This window comes from Nesterenkonia halophila (assembly GCF_009467795.1).
Taxonomy (GTDB): domain Bacteria; phylum Actinomycetota; class Actinomycetes; order Actinomycetales; family Micrococcaceae; genus Nesterenkonia; species Nesterenkonia halobia.
This window is the reverse complement of sequence record NZ_WIAX01000008.1, coordinates 187,827-206,920: the sequence shown is the minus strand read 5'-3', so window position 1 is coordinate 206,920 and position 19,094 is coordinate 187,827. Positions and strand designations below refer to the sequence as shown.

Annotated in this window: 17 protein-coding genes; 3 read left to right on the top strand and 14 right to left on the bottom strand. The window is 70.6% G+C overall.

Going from position 1 to position 19,094, the window contains the following annotated elements; translation table 11 throughout:
* From GCL72_RS04420 to GCL72_RS04365, 12 genes are all read right to left on the bottom strand, one after another.
* On the bottom strand, nucleotides 1–1,041 hold a 1,041-nt coding region (locus GCL72_RS04420; RefSeq protein WP_153143495.1), incomplete at its 3' end, for an ABC transporter ATP-binding protein.
* A complete protein-coding gene (locus GCL72_RS04415; protein ID WP_246161006.1) occupies nucleotides 1,038–2,051 on the bottom strand; it encodes an ABC transporter ATP-binding protein in 1,014 nt (337 codons plus the stop codon). The genes GCL72_RS04420 and GCL72_RS04415, both read right to left, overlap by 4 nt.
* 62 nt (nucleotides 2,052–2,113) lie before the next feature.
* A complete protein-coding gene (locus GCL72_RS04410) occupies nucleotides 2,114–3,088 on the bottom strand; it encodes an ABC transporter permease (RefSeq protein ID WP_246161005.1) in 975 nt (324 codons plus the stop codon).
* Nucleotides 3,081–4,007 carry an ABC transporter permease gene (locus tag GCL72_RS04405; RefSeq protein WP_153143493.1) on the bottom strand — a complete coding sequence of 309 codons (927 nt, stop codon included), beginning with the start codon at nucleotides 4,005–4,007 and terminating at the stop codon, nucleotides 3,081–3,083. Before GCL72_RS04405 ends, GCL72_RS04410 begins: the two co-directional genes overlap by 8 nt.
* Before the next feature lie 160 nt (nucleotides 4,008–4,167).
* A complete protein-coding gene (locus tag GCL72_RS04400) occupies nucleotides 4,168–5,766 on the bottom strand; it encodes a peptide ABC transporter substrate-binding protein (RefSeq protein WP_153143492.1) in 1,599 nt (532 codons plus the stop codon).
* Between the two features lie 260 nt (nucleotides 5,767–6,026).
* On the bottom strand, nucleotides 6,027–7,367 hold the full coding sequence (locus GCL72_RS04395; RefSeq protein WP_211364962.1) for a YihY/virulence factor BrkB family protein: 1,341 nt from the start codon (nucleotides 7,365–7,367) through the stop codon (nucleotides 6,027–6,029).
* A gap of 83 nt (nucleotides 7,368–7,450) precedes the next feature.
* Entirely contained in the window at nucleotides 7,451–7,810 is a 360-nt protein-coding gene (locus GCL72_RS04390; RefSeq protein WP_153143491.1) for a cation:proton antiporter, read from the bottom strand.
* Complete coding sequence (locus GCL72_RS04385) at nucleotides 7,810–8,076, bottom strand: MrpF/PhaF family protein (protein ID WP_153143490.1); 267 nt, start codon at nucleotides 8,074–8,076, stop codon at nucleotides 7,810–7,812. Before GCL72_RS04385 ends, GCL72_RS04390 begins: the two co-directional genes overlap by 1 nt.
* The gene (locus GCL72_RS04380) at nucleotides 8,073–8,564 is read right to left on the bottom strand and encodes a Na+/H+ antiporter subunit E (protein ID WP_153143489.1); all 492 of its coding nucleotides are present in this window, start codon (nucleotides 8,562–8,564) and stop codon (nucleotides 8,073–8,075) included. Before GCL72_RS04380 ends, GCL72_RS04385 begins: the two co-directional genes overlap by 4 nt.
* On the bottom strand, nucleotides 8,564–10,165 hold the full coding sequence (locus GCL72_RS04375) for a monovalent cation/H+ antiporter subunit D family protein (RefSeq protein ID WP_211364961.1): 1,602 nt from the start codon (nucleotides 10,163–10,165) through the stop codon (nucleotides 8,564–8,566). The genes GCL72_RS04380 and GCL72_RS04375 overlap by 1 nt, the downstream gene beginning before the upstream one ends.
* Nucleotides 10,162–10,788, bottom strand: coding sequence for a sodium:proton antiporter (locus GCL72_RS09765; protein ID WP_211364960.1), 627 nt, complete (start codon nucleotides 10,786–10,788; stop codon nucleotides 10,162–10,164). The genes GCL72_RS04375 and GCL72_RS09765 overlap by 4 nt, the downstream gene beginning before the upstream one ends.
* On the bottom strand, nucleotides 10,785–13,748 hold the full coding sequence (locus GCL72_RS04365; RefSeq protein ID WP_153143488.1) for a DUF4040 family protein: 2,964 nt from the start codon (nucleotides 13,746–13,748) through the stop codon (nucleotides 10,785–10,787). Before GCL72_RS04365 ends, GCL72_RS09765 begins: the two co-directional genes overlap by 4 nt.
* Nucleotides 13,749–14,143: 395 nt before the next feature.
* Between GCL72_RS04365 and GCL72_RS04360 the strand changes: the two genes are divergently transcribed.
* Nucleotides 14,144–14,674, top strand: coding sequence for a hypothetical protein (locus GCL72_RS04360; protein ID WP_153143487.1), 531 nt, complete (start codon nucleotides 14,144–14,146; stop codon nucleotides 14,672–14,674).
* A gap of 209 nt (nucleotides 14,675–14,883) precedes the next feature.
* Entirely contained in the window at nucleotides 14,884–15,819 is a 936-nt protein-coding gene (locus tag GCL72_RS04355) for a cation diffusion facilitator family transporter (protein WP_153143486.1), read from the top strand.
* 17 nt (nucleotides 15,820–15,836) lie between these two features.
* On the opposite strand, the gene GCL72_RS04350 is transcribed toward GCL72_RS04355, so the two are convergent.
* A complete protein-coding gene (locus GCL72_RS04350; RefSeq protein WP_153143485.1) occupies nucleotides 15,837–16,472 on the bottom strand; it encodes a DNA-3-methyladenine glycosylase I in 636 nt (211 codons plus the stop codon).
* A gap of 113 nt (nucleotides 16,473–16,585) precedes the next feature.
* Here GCL72_RS04350 and GCL72_RS04345 point away from each other — a divergent pair, with 113 nt between their 5' ends.
* A complete protein-coding gene (locus GCL72_RS04345) occupies nucleotides 16,586–18,733 on the top strand; it encodes a S9 family peptidase (RefSeq protein ID WP_153143484.1) in 2,148 nt (715 codons plus the stop codon).
* 47 nt (nucleotides 18,734–18,780) lie between these two features.
* Here the strand turns inward: GCL72_RS04345 and GCL72_RS04340 are convergent, their stop codons facing one another.
* Nucleotides 18,781–19,065, bottom strand: a complete 285-nt coding sequence (locus GCL72_RS04340) for an acylphosphatase (RefSeq protein ID WP_153143483.1) — start codon at nucleotides 19,063–19,065, stop codon at nucleotides 18,781–18,783.
* Between the last annotated feature and the right edge of the window lie 29 nt (nucleotides 19,066–19,094).

Sequence of the window (19,094 nt, the reverse complement as noted above, 5' to 3'; positions counted from 1 at the left end):
GGGTTCGGCATGGTGACAGGCCGACAGCTGCGAGACGCCGGGCCGGGAGACCAGCTGCGGCTCCTGGGTCGTGCAGATCTCGGTGGCCTTCCAGCAGCGCGTGCGGAAGCGGCATCCCGACGGCGGATCCGCCGGGTTCGGCGGATCGCCGGCCAGCACGATCTGCTCCTGCTGGCCGCGCAGCGTCGGATCCGGCACCGGCACCGCTGAGAGCAGCGCCTGGGTGTAGGGATGCGACGGTTCGCGGTAGATCTCCTCCTCAGTGCCCAGCTCCGCGATCCGCCCCAGGTACATCACCCCGACCCGGTCGGCGATGTGCCGCACCACGGAGAGGTCGTGGGCGATGAAGATGTAGGACAGTCCCAGCTGCTGCTGCAGGTCGTCGAGCAGGTTCATCACCTGAGCCTGCACGGAGACGTCCAGCGCCGACACGGGCTCGTCGCAGATGATGACGTCCGGGTTCAGCGCCAGCCCGCGGGCGATGCCGATGCGCTGCCGCTGTCCGCCGGAGAACTGATGCGGGTAGCGATTGATGTGGTCGGGATTCAGCCCGACCAGCGCCAGCAGCTCCTTCACCCGATTCCGCACGCCCTGGGCCGGCTTCTCCTCCGGGTGGAGGGAGAACGGCTCGGCGATGATGTCACCGACCGACATCCGCGGATTCAACGAGGTGTAGGGATCCTGGAAGATGATCTGGATCTTCCGCCGCAGCCGACGCAGGTGCTCGCCCTTCGCGACCAGGAAGTCCTCGCCGCGGAACGACACCGCGCCGGCGTCGGGCTCCTCCAGCCGCATCAGCAGCTTGGCCAGCGTGGACTTGCCGCAGCCGGACTCGCCGACGATGCCCAGAGTCTCGCCGCGGCGCAGCTGGAAGCTGACGTCGTCGACGGCCTGCACCGCTCCGACCTTGCGCTGGAAGACGATGCCCTGGGTCAGCGGGAAGTGCTTGACCAGGTTCTGCACGTCGAGGACGACCTCAGCGTCGGCGAACGGATCCTCTCCGCGGCCCGCGGCCGCGGACGTCGTCTCAGGCAGGCTCATGCTGGGTCCTCCTCGGCGGTGATGAAGTCCTCCGCGTAGTGGCACGCGGCGGTGTGCCCTTCGGCGATCTCGCGCAGCTCCGGCCGCTCGGTGCGGCAACGGTCGGTGGCGAAGGCACAGCGCGGGCTGAACGGACAGCCCGGCGGCATGTCGGTCAGCGCCGGAGGCAGCCCTGGGATGGCGTCGAGACGCTCGTCGGCGCCGTCGACCCGCGGGATCGAGGCGAGCAGACCGCGCGTGTAGGGATGCGCGGCGCTGCTGTAGATCGAGTACACGCCGGAGGCCTCCATGACCCGGCCGGCGTACATCACCGCGATCTTGTCGGCGACGTCGGCCACCACGCCCAGATCATGGGTGATGAGGATGAGCCCCATGTTGAACTCCTCCTGCAGCTGCTTCAGCAGCCGCATCACCTGGGCCTGGACGGTGACGTCCAGAGCCGTGGTCGGCTCGTCGGCGATGAGCACATCGGGGTCCAGGGCGATCGCCATGGCGATCATGATGCGTTGGCGCATGCCGCCGGAGAACTGGTGCGGAAAGTCCCCGGCGCGCTTCTCCGCCGCCGGGATACCGACCCGCTCCATCATCTCCACGGCCTTCTGCCGTGCCTCGCGCCGCTTCATCCCGCGGTGGACGCGGAACATCTCGCCGATCTGCCAGCCGACCGGCAGCACCGGGTTCAGCGAGGACAGTGCGTCCTGGAAGATCATCGAGATGCTCATCCCGCGCAGCCGCCGACGCCGCTCGGCGGGCATCTGCAGCAGATCCTCGCCGCGGTAGCGGATCTCGCCGCCGGCGATGTGCCCGGGCGGCATGTCCAGGATGCCCATGATCGCCTGAGCGGTCACCGACTTGCCGGAGCCCGACTCGCCGAGGATGGCGAGCGTCTCGCCGGCGTGCAGCGTGACGTTCAGGCCGTTGACCGCCTGGGCCGTGCCGGCTTTGGTGCGGAACTCCACCTGGAGGTCGCGCACCTCGAGCAGCGGCTCGGCGGTGGAGGAGCTGGTCATCGTCTCGTCCTTCGCAGGGGACTTCCGGGATGTGGGCTGGGCGGCGTCCATCGATGCTCCCCTCAACGCTTCGACTTCGGGTCGAGGGCGTCGCGGACGGCGTCGCCGAGGGTCATGAACGCGAAGACCGTCACGCCGACGAAGATCACCGGGAAGAGCAGCAGATGCGGCGAGGAAGTCACATAGCTCTGCGCGTCGGTCAGCTGCAGGCCCCAGGAGATCGCCGGCTGCTGCAGGCCGACGCCGAGGAAGGTCAACGTCGCCTCGGCGCCGATGATGATGCCGATGAACACCGTCGAGTAGCCGATCAGCGGGCCCAGCGAGTTCGGCAGGATATGCCGACGCATGATCGTCACATGTCCGGCGCCCAACGCCTTGGCGGCCATCACGTACTCGGAGTTGACCACGGACATCACCGAGCCGCGCATCAGGCGGGCTGACGTCGGCCAGGTGAAGAGCATCAGCACCAGAGCGACCTGCATCGGTCCGCGGTCCTCGATGATGTTCAGGAAGACCAGCGCGCCGAGCATGTACGGGATCGCGAAGACCATATCGGTCGTCCGCGAGAGCAGGCCGTCGATCCAGCCGCCGAAGTACCCGGCCAGCAGGCCGACGAGGACGGCGATGACGAAGACACCCGCGGAGACGACGACTCCGACGATCATCGAGTTCCGCGCTCCATGGATGACCCGGGAGTAGTAGTCGCAGCCCTGGATGTCGGTGCCGAACCACTGGTCGGCCGTCGGCGCCTGGCGATTCTGCGACAGGTCGCAGGCATGCGGGCTCACCGAGGTGAACAGCTGGGGTACGACCGCCATGGCGATGATCACCACCAGCAGCGCGCCGGAGACGAGGAACCAGGGGTTCCGCCGCAGCGAGCGCCACGCATCGGCCCAGAGGCTCGCTTCGGCCTCCTTGCGCCCGGAGCCCCCGTCCCCGGCGCCGACGGGGGCCGAGGTCTTGACCTCGGAGGGCGGCGTCGTGCTGGCCCGCGCGTCGCGGGTCGTGGTCTCGTCGAGCTCGGTCTTCTCACTCATAGCGGATCCTCGGGTCGAGCAGGGCGTACAGCAGGTCGACGATCAGGTTGATCGTCACGAAGAACAGCACGAACAACGTCACGATGCCGACGACGACAGTGCCCTCCTGCCCCTTGATGGAATCGACGATCATCGCGCCGAGCCCGGGGATGTTGAACACCGTCTCGATGACCATGGTGCCGCCGAGCAACGTCGCCAGGTCCGCACCGAGGAAGGTCACCACCGGGATCAGCGAGTTGCGCAGCCCGTGTCTCAGCACCACGCGCTGCCGGGAGAGACCCTTGGCGGTGGCGGTGCGCACATAGTCCGACTGCAGCGCGTCGACGAGCTCGCCGCGCACCATGCGGGCAGCCATGCCGGTGGACACCGCGGCGAGGGCGATCCCGGGCAGGATGTAGCTGACCAGGCCGTCTCGTGTGCCGGCGATGGGGAACCAGTCGAGGTTCAGTCCGAAGATCAGCTGCAGCAGGAAGCCGATGACCAGCGTCGGCAGCGCCACCATGATGACAGTGGTGACCTGCACCAGGCGGTCGATGAAGCGGTCCTTGTAGAGCCCGGCCAGGATGCCGGCGATGATGCCGATGACCGCCTGGATGGAGAAGGTCACCGCAGCCAGCATCAGCGTGGTGGGCAACCGCTGCGCGATGATGTCGGAGAGCGGCCGGCCGGAGAAGGTGCTGCCGAAGTCGCCGGCGGTGATGATGCCCCAGACGTACTTGCCGTACTGGACGAGGAACGGATCGTTGAGATTGTACTCCTCGCGGATGGTCTCCATGGCCGCCTCGCTCATCGGGCGGTCGCCGGCGAGGGCGCGGATGGGGTCGCCCGGCATGAGGAAGTTCAGCGCATAGACGATCAGCGTGGCGATGATCACCACGGGGACGAACTGGAGCAGACGCCGAATGATGTAACGGGTCATAGGTGTCCTTGGAGTGCGACCGCCGACGAGAGAAGCCGTCGGCGAGGAACTGGATCGAGGGGCGGCGGGTGATCCGCACGCCGCAGGGCGCGACCCGCGACCCCGACCATCAGGCCGGGTGGTACGTCGCGGGCCGCGCCCCCGCCGGAAGGGCAGAGCGTCACTCGGTGACGACGATGTCCTCCACGCGGGTGAAGCTGCGGGCGTCCATCTGCACCGAGCTGTCGTCGATGCGCTCGCTGGTCACCACCGGGTAGCTCTGGAACCACAGCGGGATGACCGGCATCTCCTCCAGCAGGATGTCCTCGGCCTCCTGGTAGAGGGCGCTGGCCTCTCCCTCGTCCACCGCCGAGTTGGCCTGGTCGATGAGCGAGTCGAAATCATCGTTCGAGAACCCGGTGTAGTTCGAGGACTGACCGGTGGTGTAGATCGGCTCCATGGCGTACTGGGCGGACGGGTAGCTCAACACCCAGCCCAGGCGGAAGGGCCCGCCGACCTCCTGGTTGTCATGCAGATCCAGGTACTGGGCGAACTCCATGGATTCGAACTGCACCGAGTCGATGCCCAGGTTCTCCTGCCACTGGTTGGCGACGGCCTCGGTCCACTCCCCGTGGCCGGCTCCGGAGTTGAAGTAGATGGACAGCTCGGAAGGGCCGCCGGCCTCCTCGTAGAGCTCGGCCGCCCGGTCGGGATCGAAGCTGCAGTACTCGCAAGCATCCTCGCGGGCCTCGGGGAGCATCGGCGGAATGATGTTCGCCGCGGCGGTGCGCTGACCGTCGAAGAGCTGCTCGATGATCTGCTCCCTGTCGATCGCCATGGACAGCGCATGACGAACGTCCTTGTCCTGGAACTCCTCCTGGTAGAGCGGGAAGCCCAGGTAGTTGAAGGAGGAAGTGTCGAAGGACTGCTGGTTGTCGCCGAAGTCCTCCTCCAGCTGCGCGAAGCGGTTCGGCTCCACTGCGTCCATCACGTCGAGCTCGCCGGACTGTGCGTCCAGGTAGGCGGCCTCGGCCTCGGCGTAGATCCGCCACTCGATGTTCGCCGGCTTGCCGGCCTCCTCGCCGGCATAGTCCTCATAGCGGGTGAGATTGATGTGCTGGTCGTGCACCCACTCACCGTCCATCTGGTACTGGCCGTTGCCGACCGGCGCCTGCTCGTAGGAGTCCGGGTCCTCGAAGGCCTCCTGCGGCAGCGGGTAGAAGCCGGTGTAGGAGAGCATCAGCGGCAGCGGGGAGAACGGCTCGTTCAGCTCGATCTCCAGCGTGTAGTCGTCCACGGCGCGCACACCCTCGAGCTCCTCGGCCTCGCCGTCGACGACCGCCTGGTAGCCGGCGATCTTGTCGTAGAAGTCCGCGTTCTGCTGGGCGTTGTCCGGGTCGACGGTCCAGTTGAAGGTGTCGACGAAGGTCTGAGCGGTGATCTCGTCGCCGTTGTGGAAGGTCCAGTCCTCGCCCAGGTGGAAGGTCCAGGTCTCGTTGTCCTCGGTCTCCCACTCCTCGGCCACGCCGGGGACGGCCTCGTAGGTGTCGTAGTCCACGCCGGTCAGCCCGGTGTAGAGCTGCTCGAGCACCTTCGAGCCGCAGACCTCGGACGAGTTGCCCGGCATCATGTACTGCGGCTCGCAGTTGTAGATGCTCACCGTGCCGCCGTCGGCCGCGGCCTCGCTGCCGCCGTCGCCGCCTCCGCAGGCGGTCAGCGTCAGCGCGGCGGCGGCCGTGGTGGCCACGGCCGCGCGGCGCATCGTCACGTTGTGTCGCATAGTCGGTCATCTCCTCATCAGGGGTGCGCGGGACGACGTCTCACCGACGCCGTCCCGAGATCCTCGTGGTCAGCGCCCTCGCAGGAGGGCTCATGACGGCGATGACGTGAGCGACGCTCCCAGTCGCCCGGGAGTGTTATCCACGTCACCGGATGATGGAGAGTCTAGCAACGATTCGTTGCACAAGTGTTTCAGATCTCGACGACACTCCGTGTCGCAGGCCACACGCTTCCTCGTCGTGAGGGCGCTCGCCCGACGGATCACTCCCGCCAGACGTCGTCGGGCTTCGCCGTCCGCCCCTCGGTCAGGCGCAGCGCCTGCCCCTGGGCGACGAGCTTCTCGTACTTCATCGCCGCCTTGTCCGCGGCGGCCGTGGCGCGCAGGGGCAGCATGATGGTCCGTTCGGCCTCGATGCCGGCCTGCAGCTGGCGACCGCGTTCCAGCTCCGCGTCGACTTCGGCGCCGAAGAGCAGCACGGCGTTGGCGATGAAGATCCAGAGCAGGAAGACGATCACACCGGCCAGGGCGCCGTAGGTCGCCTGGTAGTTGCTGAAGCCGCTGATGTAGACGGCGACGCCGATCGTCGCGAGGATCAGCACGCCGATGGCCAGCAGCGCTCCCCCGGTGATCCACAGGACCCCGGGCTGCCGGATGTTCGGCGTGGTGTAGTAGAGCAGGGCGATGCAGGCCGCGGCGATCACCAGCAGCGCGGGGTACCGCGCATAGTTCCAGACCTGCTCGGCCGTCTGGCTGAGTCCGGCCGCCTCGCCGAGCGCGGTGACCAGCGGACCGGAGACCACCAGCATCATCGCCGAGACGGCCACCAGCACGATCAGTGCGGCGGTGACGCCGTAGAGCACCGGGCGCAGCACGAGCGGCGAGCGACCCTCCGGCACCTCGAAGATGCGGTTCATCGCCCGGGAGAAGGCGTTGACGTAGTTCGACGCCGTCCACAGCGCGGTGAGGATGCCGACGGCCAGCCCGATGCCGGCGCCGGGCGCCTCGGTGAGCACCTGCAGGATCGTCTGCACCACGCTCATGTCGCGGACGTCGGACTCCAGCAGCTCGTCCAGCGTGTTGAGCAGGAACTCCTGGGTGCGTCGTGCTTCACCGACCACGGAGAGCAGCGAGACGAACGCGATGAGCGCGGGGAAGACCGAGAGCACCGCGTAGTAGGTCAGCGCCGCCGCCGAGTCCGGACACTGGTCGCGGCCGAACTCGGCGATCGCCCGGCGGAAGGAGTACCACCAGGTCGCCGGCCGCAGGCTGAACGGGGTGCGCGGCTTGGCCGCGTCGCGCCCGGAGGCGGCGTGCTCCTCGCGCTGACGGGTCTTCAGCCGATCCGGCTGGTCGGCCGCTGCGGCGACGGTCCCGGGACGGTCGGCGTCGGCGGAGACGAGACTCTCGCCGAGGATGTCGTGGCCGGTCGCCTCGCGCCGGCTCGCCCGATGCGCGGCGAGTCCGCCGGCCGCCGGATCGGCGGATTCCGCCGACGTCGACCACGCGCCGTCCGCGGCGGCCTCCTCGGCGAGTGCGGCATCACGCGAGTCGCGGTCGTCGTCGGCTCCGGGGCGGCGATCCTGGGTCTCCTCTGCGCTCATGCGCCCAGAGTAGCCCAGCACCGCCGGTGATCAGCGACGATCCGCGCGCCGCAGGTCACATCGGCTGGGGACCGGCGCCGGGATCAGACCTCGACGTCGTCGCGGCGGGTCTCGCGGAGCTCGTCCGGGATGGTGATCGCCGCCGGCGGGGAATCGTGCAGATACCCGGAGCGGGCGATCGCCATCGAGCCGACCGCCGAGGTCAGCAGCTGGGCGAGCACCGCGATGATCGCCTTGACCAGATTCGGCCCGCTGAAGTCGATCAGCAGGGCGCCGATCACGATCAGCGCGACGCCCAGGCCGGCCGAGGTGCCCACCGCCGAGGCGCGCAGGTACAGGTCCGGCAGGCGATAGAGCCCGATCGCGGAGATCAGCAGGACGGCGAGGCCGAGGAAGATCAGCACCGCGCCGACGATGTGGGCGGGGTTGGTCAGGTCCAGCATCAGCGTCGTCCTCCCGATCCCAGGCGAGCCATCGAGATCGCCGACATGAAGCCCAGCAGCGTCGCGATGAGGATGATGTCGAAGAGCGCCTCGATCTGTTGATGCAGCGAGATCAGCGTGATGAAGCCGATGATCGCGAAGAAGATGAGATCAGCGGCGACGGCGCGGTCGGCCGTGCGCGGGCCGCGGAAGCCGCGGACGGCGGCCAGCAGCATGCTCAGCGCCAGGATCACCAGCGCGACCTCCAGCAGGTGCTCGGCGATCATGCGTCACCTCCTGCCGGACGTCCGGCGTCGTTCTCCGTGTTCTCGGACTCGGCGGTCCCCGCGGACGCGTCGCCGGCCCCGGCCGCCGCGTCCTCGGCCGGACGCACCGTCGGTCGGGCCAGCGGGCGGGAGAGGTCGCCGGGCTCGCGGCGCATCGCCCGCAGCAGCCGGTCCTCCATCTCCTGGATCTCCTCGGCCAGCCCGTCCCGGGAGGCGGCGAACATCCCGTGGACGTAGAGCACCGCGTGGTCGCGGGAGTAGGTGATCGTCAGCGTGCCCGGGGTCAGCGTGATCAGCGAGGAGATGAGCGTGTACTCGCTCGCCGTCCGCGAGGCCGCCGGCACCGCGACGATCGCGGGGTCGGTGCGCATGCGCGCGCTCGGTCGCAGGATGTCGGCGGTGACCTGCAGGTTCGCCAGGAGGAACTCCTTGGCGTACCAGAGCAGGAAGCCGATCATCCGCACCGGCCAGGTCAGCCAGCTGTTCATCAGCCGATCACCGCCTTCACGTAGTCGCTGGGGCCCATCAGGCCCTGCGCGGCCTGCTCGGCGAGCTGCATCAGCACCTCGGCGCCGAGGCCGAGGCCGAGGGTCACCACCGCCAGCAGCGCGGCCGGCACGATGAGCTTCGGCGTCACGCGGGCATGCCGCTCGCCGCTGAGCACCGCCGCCGTGCCGGTCGTCGGCGGCCCGATCTGCAGCGTGGGCTGCTCGGCCTGGGCCTCCACCCGCAGGTACCGCTTGCCATGGATGGCCTGCTGGTAGGTCAGCGCCCGACGCTCCAGCCCCTCGGGCTCCGGCCCCATGAACACCGAGGTCCAGATCTTGAGCATCGCGACCATGGAGATCAGGCTGACCAGCACGGCGACGCCGCCGATGATCCACTGTTCGGCCTCGAAGGTCGCCCCGATGAGGGAGAACTTCGCGACGAAGCCGGAGAACGGCGGCATGCCCACCAGCGAGAGCGCGGCGACCATGAAGATCACCGCCACCAGCGGTTCGCGTCTGAGCATCCCGCCCAGCCGGTCCAGCCGGGCCGTGCCGTAGGTCTCCTCCAGCGCGCCGGTGGAGAGGAAGAGCGAGGCCTTCACGATCATGTGGTGCAGCAGGTAGAAGATCGCGGCGGTCAGTCCGAGCGTGGTGAACAGTCCGACCCCGATCATGATGTAGCCGATGTGGCTGATCATGTGGAAGACCAGGATGGAACGCGTCGAGTTCTCCCCGACCGCACCCAGGGCCCCGACGACCATGGTCACCGCCGCGATCGTCAGCCCGACCCAGAGGAAGCGCTGGTCGCCGTCGAAGAGCATCGCGTAGATCCGGTAGATCGCGTAGACCGCGATCTTGGTGTGGATGCCGGAGAACAGCGCGGTCACCGCCGGCGAGGTCATCGAATAGGTGCGCGTCAGCCAGCCGTGGACCGGCACGACGGCGGCCTTGATGGAGATCGCGGTGAGCACCACCGCCCCGGCGATGGCGATCGCCGGGTCCTCGGCGGCCGCGCCCTGCAGCTCGGCCAGGTTCACCGTGCCGGCAGTGGCATAGACCAGCCCGACTCCGGCCAGCAGCAGCGTGGAGGCCATCAGGTTCACCGTGACGAAGATCCGCGCGCTGTCGGCGCCGAGCTTCGCGCCCATCATCGCCATCAGCCCGTAGGAGGGCAGCAGCATGACCTCGATGAACACGAAGAGGTTGAAGATGTCGCCGGTCATCGCCGCCCCGGCCACACCGGCCATGAGGATCAGCACGAACGGGTGGTAGAAGCGCGCCCGGGCCTCATGGGTGGCCATCGCGAAGAGCACGCTGGCCAGCGCCAGCACGGCGACGAAGGCCAGCATCAGCGCCGAGAGCGTGTCGACGACGAGGGGGATCGCCACCCCGGCCTCCCAGAGGCCGACCTGGTGGGCCAGCACCGTGCCGTCGGCGGTGGTCACCACCAGCAGGATCGCGGCGGCGAGCATCGCCAGCAGCGTGATCAGGCTGATCGCATGGCGGATCTTCTGGCTGCGTCGCAGCGCGGCGGAGAACGCCCCGAGGAACAGCGGGCCGACGACCAGCACCGGCAGCAGGGTGGACAGCATCTCGTTCATCGGTCCTCCCCCTCGTCGGCGGCGCGGCCCCGGGCGGCCCAGGTGCCGTCCGGGTCCTTCGCCGCGTCCTCTGCGCGGACGCCCTCGTCCTGGACGTCCTCCTGCGGAGTCTCCTCGGGCCGGCGGCCCTCTTCGGCGGTCGTCGCCACGTCGGCGTCGACGTCCTCCTCCGTGCCGGCCTGGGTGCCCAGCAGCTCGGCGTCCGAGGGCGGGCCGTCGGGCTCGTCGCCGGGCCCGACGGCGGCTGTGGCGACTGTCGGGTGGTGACCGGTGCGCTTCAGATGCGCCGCCGCGGCGAGCTTCGCCGGGGCGGTCGGTGCGGCCTCGGTGTCGTCGTCGGTGGTCGTGGTGATGGCCAGGGTGACCATGAACATCGAGATCGCGAAGGCGATGACGATAGCGGTCAGCACGAAGGCCTGCGGCAGCGGGTCGGCCCGCTGGGCCGGATCGTCGACGTGCGAGAACGGCGCCCCGCGGAAGGCGACGTTCCCGGCGGAGAAGAGCAGCAGGTTCGCCGCGTGCGAGATCAGCACGAAGCCCAGCACGATGCGGACCATGCCGCGCTGCATGAACAGGTAGACGGAGGCGGCGGTGAGGATGCCGACCATCAGCGCGATGCTCATCGGGCCTCCCCCTCCTGGCCGTCACTGCGGCCGCTCGACGTGGTGTACAGCGGTGTCGACTCCTCGGCGACCTCCGGCGGGACGTCGCCGGGATCCAGCGGCGTGCCGCTCCGCCGGCGGGCGGCTGCCTCCGGGTGGGTGCTCAGGTACTTCTGGAGCAGCTCCGCGGGGTAGCGCTGGACCTGGCCGAGGCGGTCCAGGGCCACCAGCACCGCGCCGATGACGGCCAGGTAGATGCCGACGTCGAAGATGATCGCGGTGGTGAAGTGGTAGTGGCCGCCGCCGGGCAGCGGGATGTCGGTGGTCAGCGGCTTCAGGAAGGAGCCCTCGACCAGGCCGGCGAGGCCGGTTCCCGCGCCGACGAGGATGCCGCCGACGATCACCAGCGCGTAGTCCCAGCGCAGCTTCACCGCGGAGTCGGACGGGGCGACCAGGTAGCGCAGGGCGAAGAACCCGCCGGCGACCAGCGCGGCGATGAAGCCGCCGCCGGGCTCATAGTGGCCACGCACCAGCAGGATCAGCGAGAAGAGCACGATCAGCGGCGCGACCCAGTTGAACAGGGTGCGCATCGACGTGGTGTTGTCCACGGCGTCGTCCAGCGGAGTGCCCACCCAGGCTCGGGAGGTCTCCGGCTCGTTGTCCGAGGTGGAGAACGTCGAGTTCAGCACCGCGAGGATCGCGAAGCCGGCGATGCCCAGCACGGTCAGCTCGCCGAAGGTGTCCAGCGCGCGGAAGTCGACGAGGATCGAGTTGACGATGTTGTCCGCGCCGGTCTGCTCGTAGGTGTTCTCCTGGTAGTACTGCGCGATGTCCGACTGCCCGCGGCGGCCGGTCAGCGCGTAGGTGGCCAGGAAGGCGGCGGCGCCGAAGCCGATCGCGACGATCGCCGAGACGACCGTGCGCGAGCGCGGCACCCGGTGGAAGCGTTTCGGCAGCTTGCGCAGCACCAGCACCAGCACCACGACGGTGAGGATCTCCACCAACAGCTGGGTGATGCCGACGTCGATCGCGCCGAGCATGAAGTAGAAGGAGGCGACGACGAAGCCGGCGCCGCCGGCCAGCACGACGGCGGCGGCCCGGTCGGTCGAGAGCACCGTGCCGAGCAGGAACGCCGCCAGCAGGGTCAGCAGGATCCAGTCGGCCGGCCGCGTGTTCCCCGCGGTGAGCGAGCCGACGGTCGGCGAGGCGACCAGCCCGGCGATCAGCACGCCGAGCAGCAGGATGCCCGGCAGCGTCAGGTGCAGGCCGTGGACGTCGGTGCGGGTGAGGTCGCCGATGCGACGGCCGCCGCGGATCAGCGCCAGGCGCAGCGACTCGACGGCGTCGACGCCGGTGAACGGCAGGATCCGGCGCGGAACCGCCGCGTCGACCCGGGCGCGGCCGAGGACCATCAGCAGCCCGCCGCCGAGGACCGCCGCCGAGAGCAGCAGCTCGACCGAGAAGCCGTGCCAGAGCGCCAGATGCGCATGGTGCTCTGCGCCGGAGGACGCCGTCGCGGCGTCGGAGACCAGCCCGTCGAAGATCCCGGGGACGAAGCCCAGCAGCAGGCCGGCGGCGGCCGGCAGCATCGCCGGCAGCCAGAACGTCCAGGCGGCCTCGTGGGAGGCCTCGGGCGCCATCGGATCGCGGGCCTCGTCGCGCGGGCCGGCCCCGGTGAAGGAGCTGAAGCTGCCCAGCACGATGCGGCCGCAGTAGGCGAAGGTGCCGATTGCGGCGACGACGGCGATCAGCGTGATCCCCCAGGTCATCACCGAGGAGAACTCGGCCGAGAGGAAGCCGCCGAGCAGCCCCTCCTTGGAGACGAAGCCGAGCATCGGCGGCACTCCGGCCATCGACAGCGAGGACAGCGTGGTGATCACCAGCGAGACCCGCATCGTGCGGTGCAGACCGTTCAGCACGCGGATGTCGCGACTGCCGGACTCGTGCTCGACGATGCCGACCATCATGAACAGCGAGGCCTTGAACAGCGCGTGGGCGATGACGTGCACGACCGCCGCGGCCAGCGCCTTCTCGGTCCCCACGCCGATCACCGCGGTGAGGAAGCCCAGCTGGCTGATCGTGGAAAAGGCCATCATCTCTTTGATGTCATGGCGCTGCAGGGCGAAGAGCGCGCCGATGACCGCCGTGATCAGCCCGGAGCTGATCAGCAGCACCTGCCAGGTCGTCGAGTCCGCCAGCGCCGGCGAGAAGCGCAGCATCAGGTAGATGCCGGCCTTCACCATGGCCGCGGCGTGCAGATAGGCGCTGACCGGCGCGGGGGCGACCATCGCGTCGGGCAGCCAGATGTGGAACGGGAACTGCGCGGACTTCGACAGCGCCGCCGCGGCGACGAGCACCGCGATCACGGCGGTGAAGCCCGGGTCGGTGCTCCATACCTCGGAGGACAGCGCCTCGGAGATCCGCGTGGTGCCGGTGCGGTTGATGATCAGCAGGGCCGCGGCCAGCAGGCCGAGCCCGCCGCCCATGGTCAGCAGCAGCGAGCGCCGCGCCGGACCGGGGGCCTTCTCCCCGGACCGGTTGATCAGGAAGAAGGAGCACAGCGTGGTGAACTCCCAGAAGACGAAGAGCACGATGAGGTCGTCGGCGACGACCATGCCGGTCATCGAGAAGACGAACAGCAGCATCCAGACGTAGTAGTCGCCGGTCTTCGCCGCCGTCGAGAAGTAGCGGGCCGAGTAGGCCATCACCAGGGCCCCGATGAAGAGCACCAGGAAGAGGAAGACCAGGCCGAGCCCGTCGAGGCGCAGCGCCAGCGAGACGTTCAGCGTCGGGATCCAGGGGATGGTCTCGACGACGGCGCCGCCGTCGTGGACCGACTGCAGCCAGGGCAGCGTGAGCAGTCCCACCACCAGCAGCACGGCCGCGGCGGCCCAGCCGGTGTTCCGGCCCAGGAGCTGGTGCATCGAGGCCGCGGCGGGCACCAGCACCAGCACGATCAGCAGCAGCAGGATCAGCGTCATCGGATCGCCCCCGCCCGCGTCGCGGCGCTCGTCCGCCGGGGCTCGAGGAGGCCGCGGGCCTCCGGGGCCCCGAGCACCGGGGCCCCCGGCGTCAGGGGCGCGGCGCGGCGCCCGGCCTGGCGGCGGGACGTCGATCGGGCGGGCGGATGCATCGTGCCTCCTGTCGGTGCGGTGGAACGCGGAGCGGGCGCCGCAGGGCGGCCTCCCGGACTCCGGGGACTGCGGATCACGGCTCCGCGGACGCGCTCAGATTCGCCGACCAGTCTTCCCGGCACACCGACGACGACTCTACCGATCCGCGCACAGCCGCGGCAATTCGCCGCCCCGGCCACGGAAGCGGCGCGCCCGGCGGATCCCCACGGGGACGCGGTCGCGCGGCTATGATGTGGAGCATCATGGACACCTCTCAGGACACCTCCGGCGCCGGCTCCGCCTACCGGCTGCCGTCGCACTGGCCGCGCCGCGTCTCCGACGTCGTGCCGACCATCGGCCCGAGCGTGCTGCTGCACGCGGGGCGGCTGCCGCTGACGGTGCGGATCGCCTGCTTCGGCCTGCTCGGCGTCGTGGGCATCACGGCGCTGTTCCTGCTGCCGAGCTTCCTGATCCACCTCGCCGGGCTGCAGTCGCTGATGCGGCTGGACGGGGTGCTGGCCGGCCTCGCGGGCCTGCTGGCCCTGGGGGTCAACATCGTGCTGGCCGGGCTGCAGATCGTGCTCGCGCTCAAAGTGCCCGAGCGCCTCGAGTGGGTCCGCGCCGCGCTGACCGTCACTGTGCTGGTCGCCGGACTCGAGGCGGTGCTGCGCGACTGGGCCTATCCCAGCGTGCTGGAGATGGGCTTCCGCTGGGACCTGCTCCTCATGGCCGCCATGGTGGCCCTGCTCTGGCTGCCCTCGGCCAACCGCTGGTTCACCGCCGACTCGGCCTGAGCCGCCGGCGTCCCGCCCAGGAGACCGGGCCCTCGCAGCGGGCCCGCCCGTGCTGAGAATGCTTCTGGACAGCAGTCGCACCTTATGCTCGCGCACCCTCCCGGCCGTAAAATGATCACGCAGGCATGATCTTTTTCCCTCTCGCCCGCGCCCCGGCGCGACGACGAGGACGACAGCGCGGACGACGGGCCGGCCGAGGAGGTGCACCGATGGGCGCAGGACATTCCCACGCCGGCGGCGTCGACGACGTCGCCGGCGGCGGCCGGTCCCACCGCCGTCGCCTGCAGCTGGTGCTGCTGGTGACCCTCGGCGTCGTCGCCGCCCAGTTCGTCGGCGCCTGGCTGACCGGCTCGCTGGCGCTGCTGACCGACGCGGTCCACTCGCTGACCGACTCCGTCGGGCTGGTCGTCGCGCTGGCCGCGGCGATGCTCGTCGGCGCGGCGGCGACGTCGACACGCACCTGGGGCTTCCGCCGGCTGGAGGTCCTCGCCGCGGCGGTGCAGGCGCTGATGCTGCTGGGCATCGGCATCTACGCCGCCGTCGACGGCGTCGGCCGGCTCGCCGCTCCCCCGCATGTGCCGCCGATGGAGCTGCTGGTCTTCGGCGTCGTCGGACTGGTCGGCAACACCGTCTCGCTGGGCGTGCTCGCCGCCGGACGGCGGGAGAACCTCAACCTGCGCGCGGCCTTCCTGGAGGTCGCCGCCGATGCGCTCGGCTCGCTGGGGGTGATCATCGCCGCGGCGGTGATGGCGCTGACCGGCTGGCAGCAGGCCGACGCCGTGGCCGCGCTGGCCATCGCCGCGCTGATCGTCCCGCGCGCGGCGCTGCTGCTGCGCGAGACCGGACGCATCCTGCTGGAGTTCGCCCCGCGCGGCATCGATCTGGAGGAGGTCCGCGAGCATATGCTCGCGATGCCCCACGTCCGCGAGGTCCACGATCTGCACGCCTCCACCGTGGCCACCGGCCTGCCGGTGATCAGCGGGCACGTGGTCCTCGACGACGACTGCTTCCACGACGGCCACGCCCCGCAGGTGCTGCAGGACCTGCGCACCTGCGTCGCCGAGCATTTCGACGTGACGCTGGAGCACGCGACGTTCCAGCTGGAGACCGCCGACGTCGCCGCCGGCGAGGCCCACGCCCACTGAGCCGACCGGCCCGGCTCTCACTCCGACCAGACTCCGGAGGCGCCGCGCCGGTGCGAGCCCATCAGGTGGGTGTCGACGATTCCGACCGCCTCCATCAGCGCGAACATCGTCGTCGGCCCGACGAAGCGGAACCCGGCCGCCCGCAGCCGCTTCGCCAGCGCCTCGGACTCCGGCGAGCGTGTGGGGATCTCCTCGACCACCCGCGGTCGCGGCGTCGTCGCCGGCTGATGCGACCAGATGAGCTCGGCGAGGCCGCTGTGGTCGCGCAGCGCCGCCGTCGCGCGAGCGTTGCCGATCGTCGCGGTGATCTTGCCGCGGTGGCGGATGATGCCGGCGTCGGCCAGCAGCCGCTCGACGTCGGTCTCGTCGAAGGCCGCCACCGTGTCCGGGTCGAAGCGGGCGAAGGCGGCGCGGAGATTCTCCCGCTTGGCCAGGATCGTCGCCCAGGACAGCCCTGACTGGAAGCCCTCCAGGCTCAGTCGTTCGAAGAGCCCGCGCTCGTCGCGGACGGGCATGCCCCATTCGTGGTCGTAGTACTCGCGCAGCATCGCGCTGCCCAGCGCCCAGGGCGTGCGGGCCAGCCCGTCCTCGCCGACGGCGACGCCGGTGCCGGCGGACTCGAGGCCGTCGGGAGTGCGGTGCGGCTGGCTCATCCGACCAGCGTATCGCCCCGGCGGCGACGCTGGACGGCGCGCGACGACGACACAGCGCGCCATCAGTTGCTCGATGCAACCTGTTCGTCCCGCCGTGATGATAGAACCGGACTATGACTGACACCACATCGACGTCGCCTGCGGCGGCCGGCCCGTCCGGCGCCCGCGAGTTCCACGATCTGGACCACTACGTCGCCTTCCCACGACTGGCCGGACTCGCCATGAGCCCCGACGGCGAGCGCCTGGTCACCACGGTCTCCACGCTCGACGCGCAGGGCACCGGCTACACCACCGCCCTCTGGGAGGTCGACCCGCGCGGCGGGCGCGCGGCCCGCCGACTCACCCGCGGCTCGGCCGCCGAGTCCGGACCGACCTTCTCCGCCGCCGGCGACCTCTGGTTCACCTCCTCCCGTCCCGACGAGTCCGGCTCCGCCGAGGACGCGAAGACCGCCGCGCTCTGGCGGCTGCCCGCCGACGGCGGCGAGGCCGAGGTGGTGAATCGGCGCCCCGGCGGGGTGAGCTCGGTGCACTGCGCCGCCGACGCCGACGTCGTGCTCGCCGCCGCCCCGCTGCTGCCGGGCGCCGCCGACGAGGACCAGCACGCCGCGCTGCAGACCGCCCGCGCCGAGGGCGAGGTCCAGGCGATCCTGCACACCGGCTACCCCGTGCGGCACTGGGACCACGACCTGGGCCCGGCGCGGCCGCACCTCTTCGCCGTCGACGGAGAGGAGTCTCCCGACGACGCCGCCGCCCCGGCCACAGTCGAGCCGCCCCGGCGACGCCTGCGCGCGCTGACCGCCGACCTCGGGACGCACTACGGCGACGAGGCGTTCCTCAGTCCGGACGGCACCCGCGCGCTGATCGCGGTGACCCTGCCGGAGCCGGCCGCCGACCAGCGCACCGGGCTGGCCGTCGTCGACGTCGCCGCCGGCGAGCGCCGGATGCTCGCCGACGCCCCGGCCTCGACGTACTCCCCCGGGCCGATCAGCCCGGACGGTCGCACCGCCGTGGTCACCGTGACCCGCCGACCGGTGCCCGAGCGGGCGCTGCGGCCGGTGCTGCACATCCTGGACCTCGAGACCGGCGCGCTGACGCCGCTGGTCGACGAGTCCTCGGCCGAGGCCGAGCTGTGGTTCACCCCGGCCGACTGGATGCCCGACGGCTCGGCGGTGATCGCCCTGGCCGACCGCGACGGCCGCGGCCCGGTGTTCCGGCTCGACGTCGCCGACGGGACGGTCACAGTGCTCGCCGACGACGAAGCCACCTGGTCGGAGGCGGTCGTCTCCCCCGACGGCGCCCACGTCTACGGCCTGCGGGCCAGCTACGCCTTCCCGAACGAGGTCGCCCGCCTGGACCTGGCCGACGGGACGGTCACCCGGCTGGAGAACCCGGTGCGCCGTCCCGAGCTGCCCGGCCGACTGACCGAGATCGAGACCGTCGCCGAGGACGGCGCCCGGGTGCGCGCCTGGCTGGCGCTGCCCGGGACGGAGGCCGAGGGCGCGCCGGACGCTCCGTCGTCGCCGGCGCCGCTGCTGCTCTGGATCCACGGCGGGCCGCTGAACTCCTGGAACGCCTGGTCCTGGCGGTGGAACCCGTGGCTGCTGGCCGCCCGGGGCTACGCGGTGCTGCTGCCGGACCCGGCGCTGTCCACCGGCTACGGCCAGGAGTTCATCCAGCGCGGCTGGAACGCCTGGGGCGAGAAGCCCTACACCGACCTGCTGGCCATCACCGACGCCGCCGAGGCCCGCGACGACGTCGACGCGACCCGGACCGCGGCGATGGGCGGCTCCTTCGGCGGCTACATGGCCAACTGGGTCGCCGGCCACACCGACCGCTTCGACGCGATCGTCGCCCACGCCTCGCTGTGGGCCCTGGACCAGTTCGGCCCGACCACCGACATGTCGCCGTTCTGGCGCCGGCAGATCGACGCCGCGATGGAGGCCGAACACTCCCCGCACCGCTTCGTGTCCGAGATCCGCACGCCGATGCTGGTCATCCACGGGGACAAGGACTACCGGGTGCCGATCGGCGAGGGGCTGCGGCTCTGGTACGAGCTGCTGGAGCAGTCGGGCCTGCCCGCCGACGCCGACGGGAACACCGTCCACCGGTTCCTGTACTTCCCGCAGGAGAACCATTGGGTGCTCACCCCGCACCACGCGAAGCTCTGGTATCAGGTGGTCATCGCGTTCCTGGCGGAGCACGTCCGAGGCGAGGCTCCGGAGCTGCCGACGACGCTGGGGCTCACCCCGCCGGCGGAGTGACTCCGCCCGGGACGCCCCACCCGGCGACGACGGCCGGGCGGGGCGGCTCAGCGCCGGATCTCGAAGTCCGCCTCCGGCAGCGCGGAGCGCTCCTCCTCGGTGGCCGGGCGGACGGCGAGCTCGTCGACGACGGCGTGCTCGGGGCCGCGGCGGCACCAGGCGACGAGCTCCTCGACCGCCTCCGGCTCGCCGGCGGCGAGGAGCTCGACGGCGCCGTCGGCGACGTTGCGGACCCAGCCGGCCAGTCCCAGCTGGACCGCCCGCGACTGGGCCGAGGCCCGGTAGAAGACCCCCTGGACCGTGCCGGTCACGCGGATGTGCCGAATCTCCATGTCACCCAGTGAACCACGGTGCCGATGAC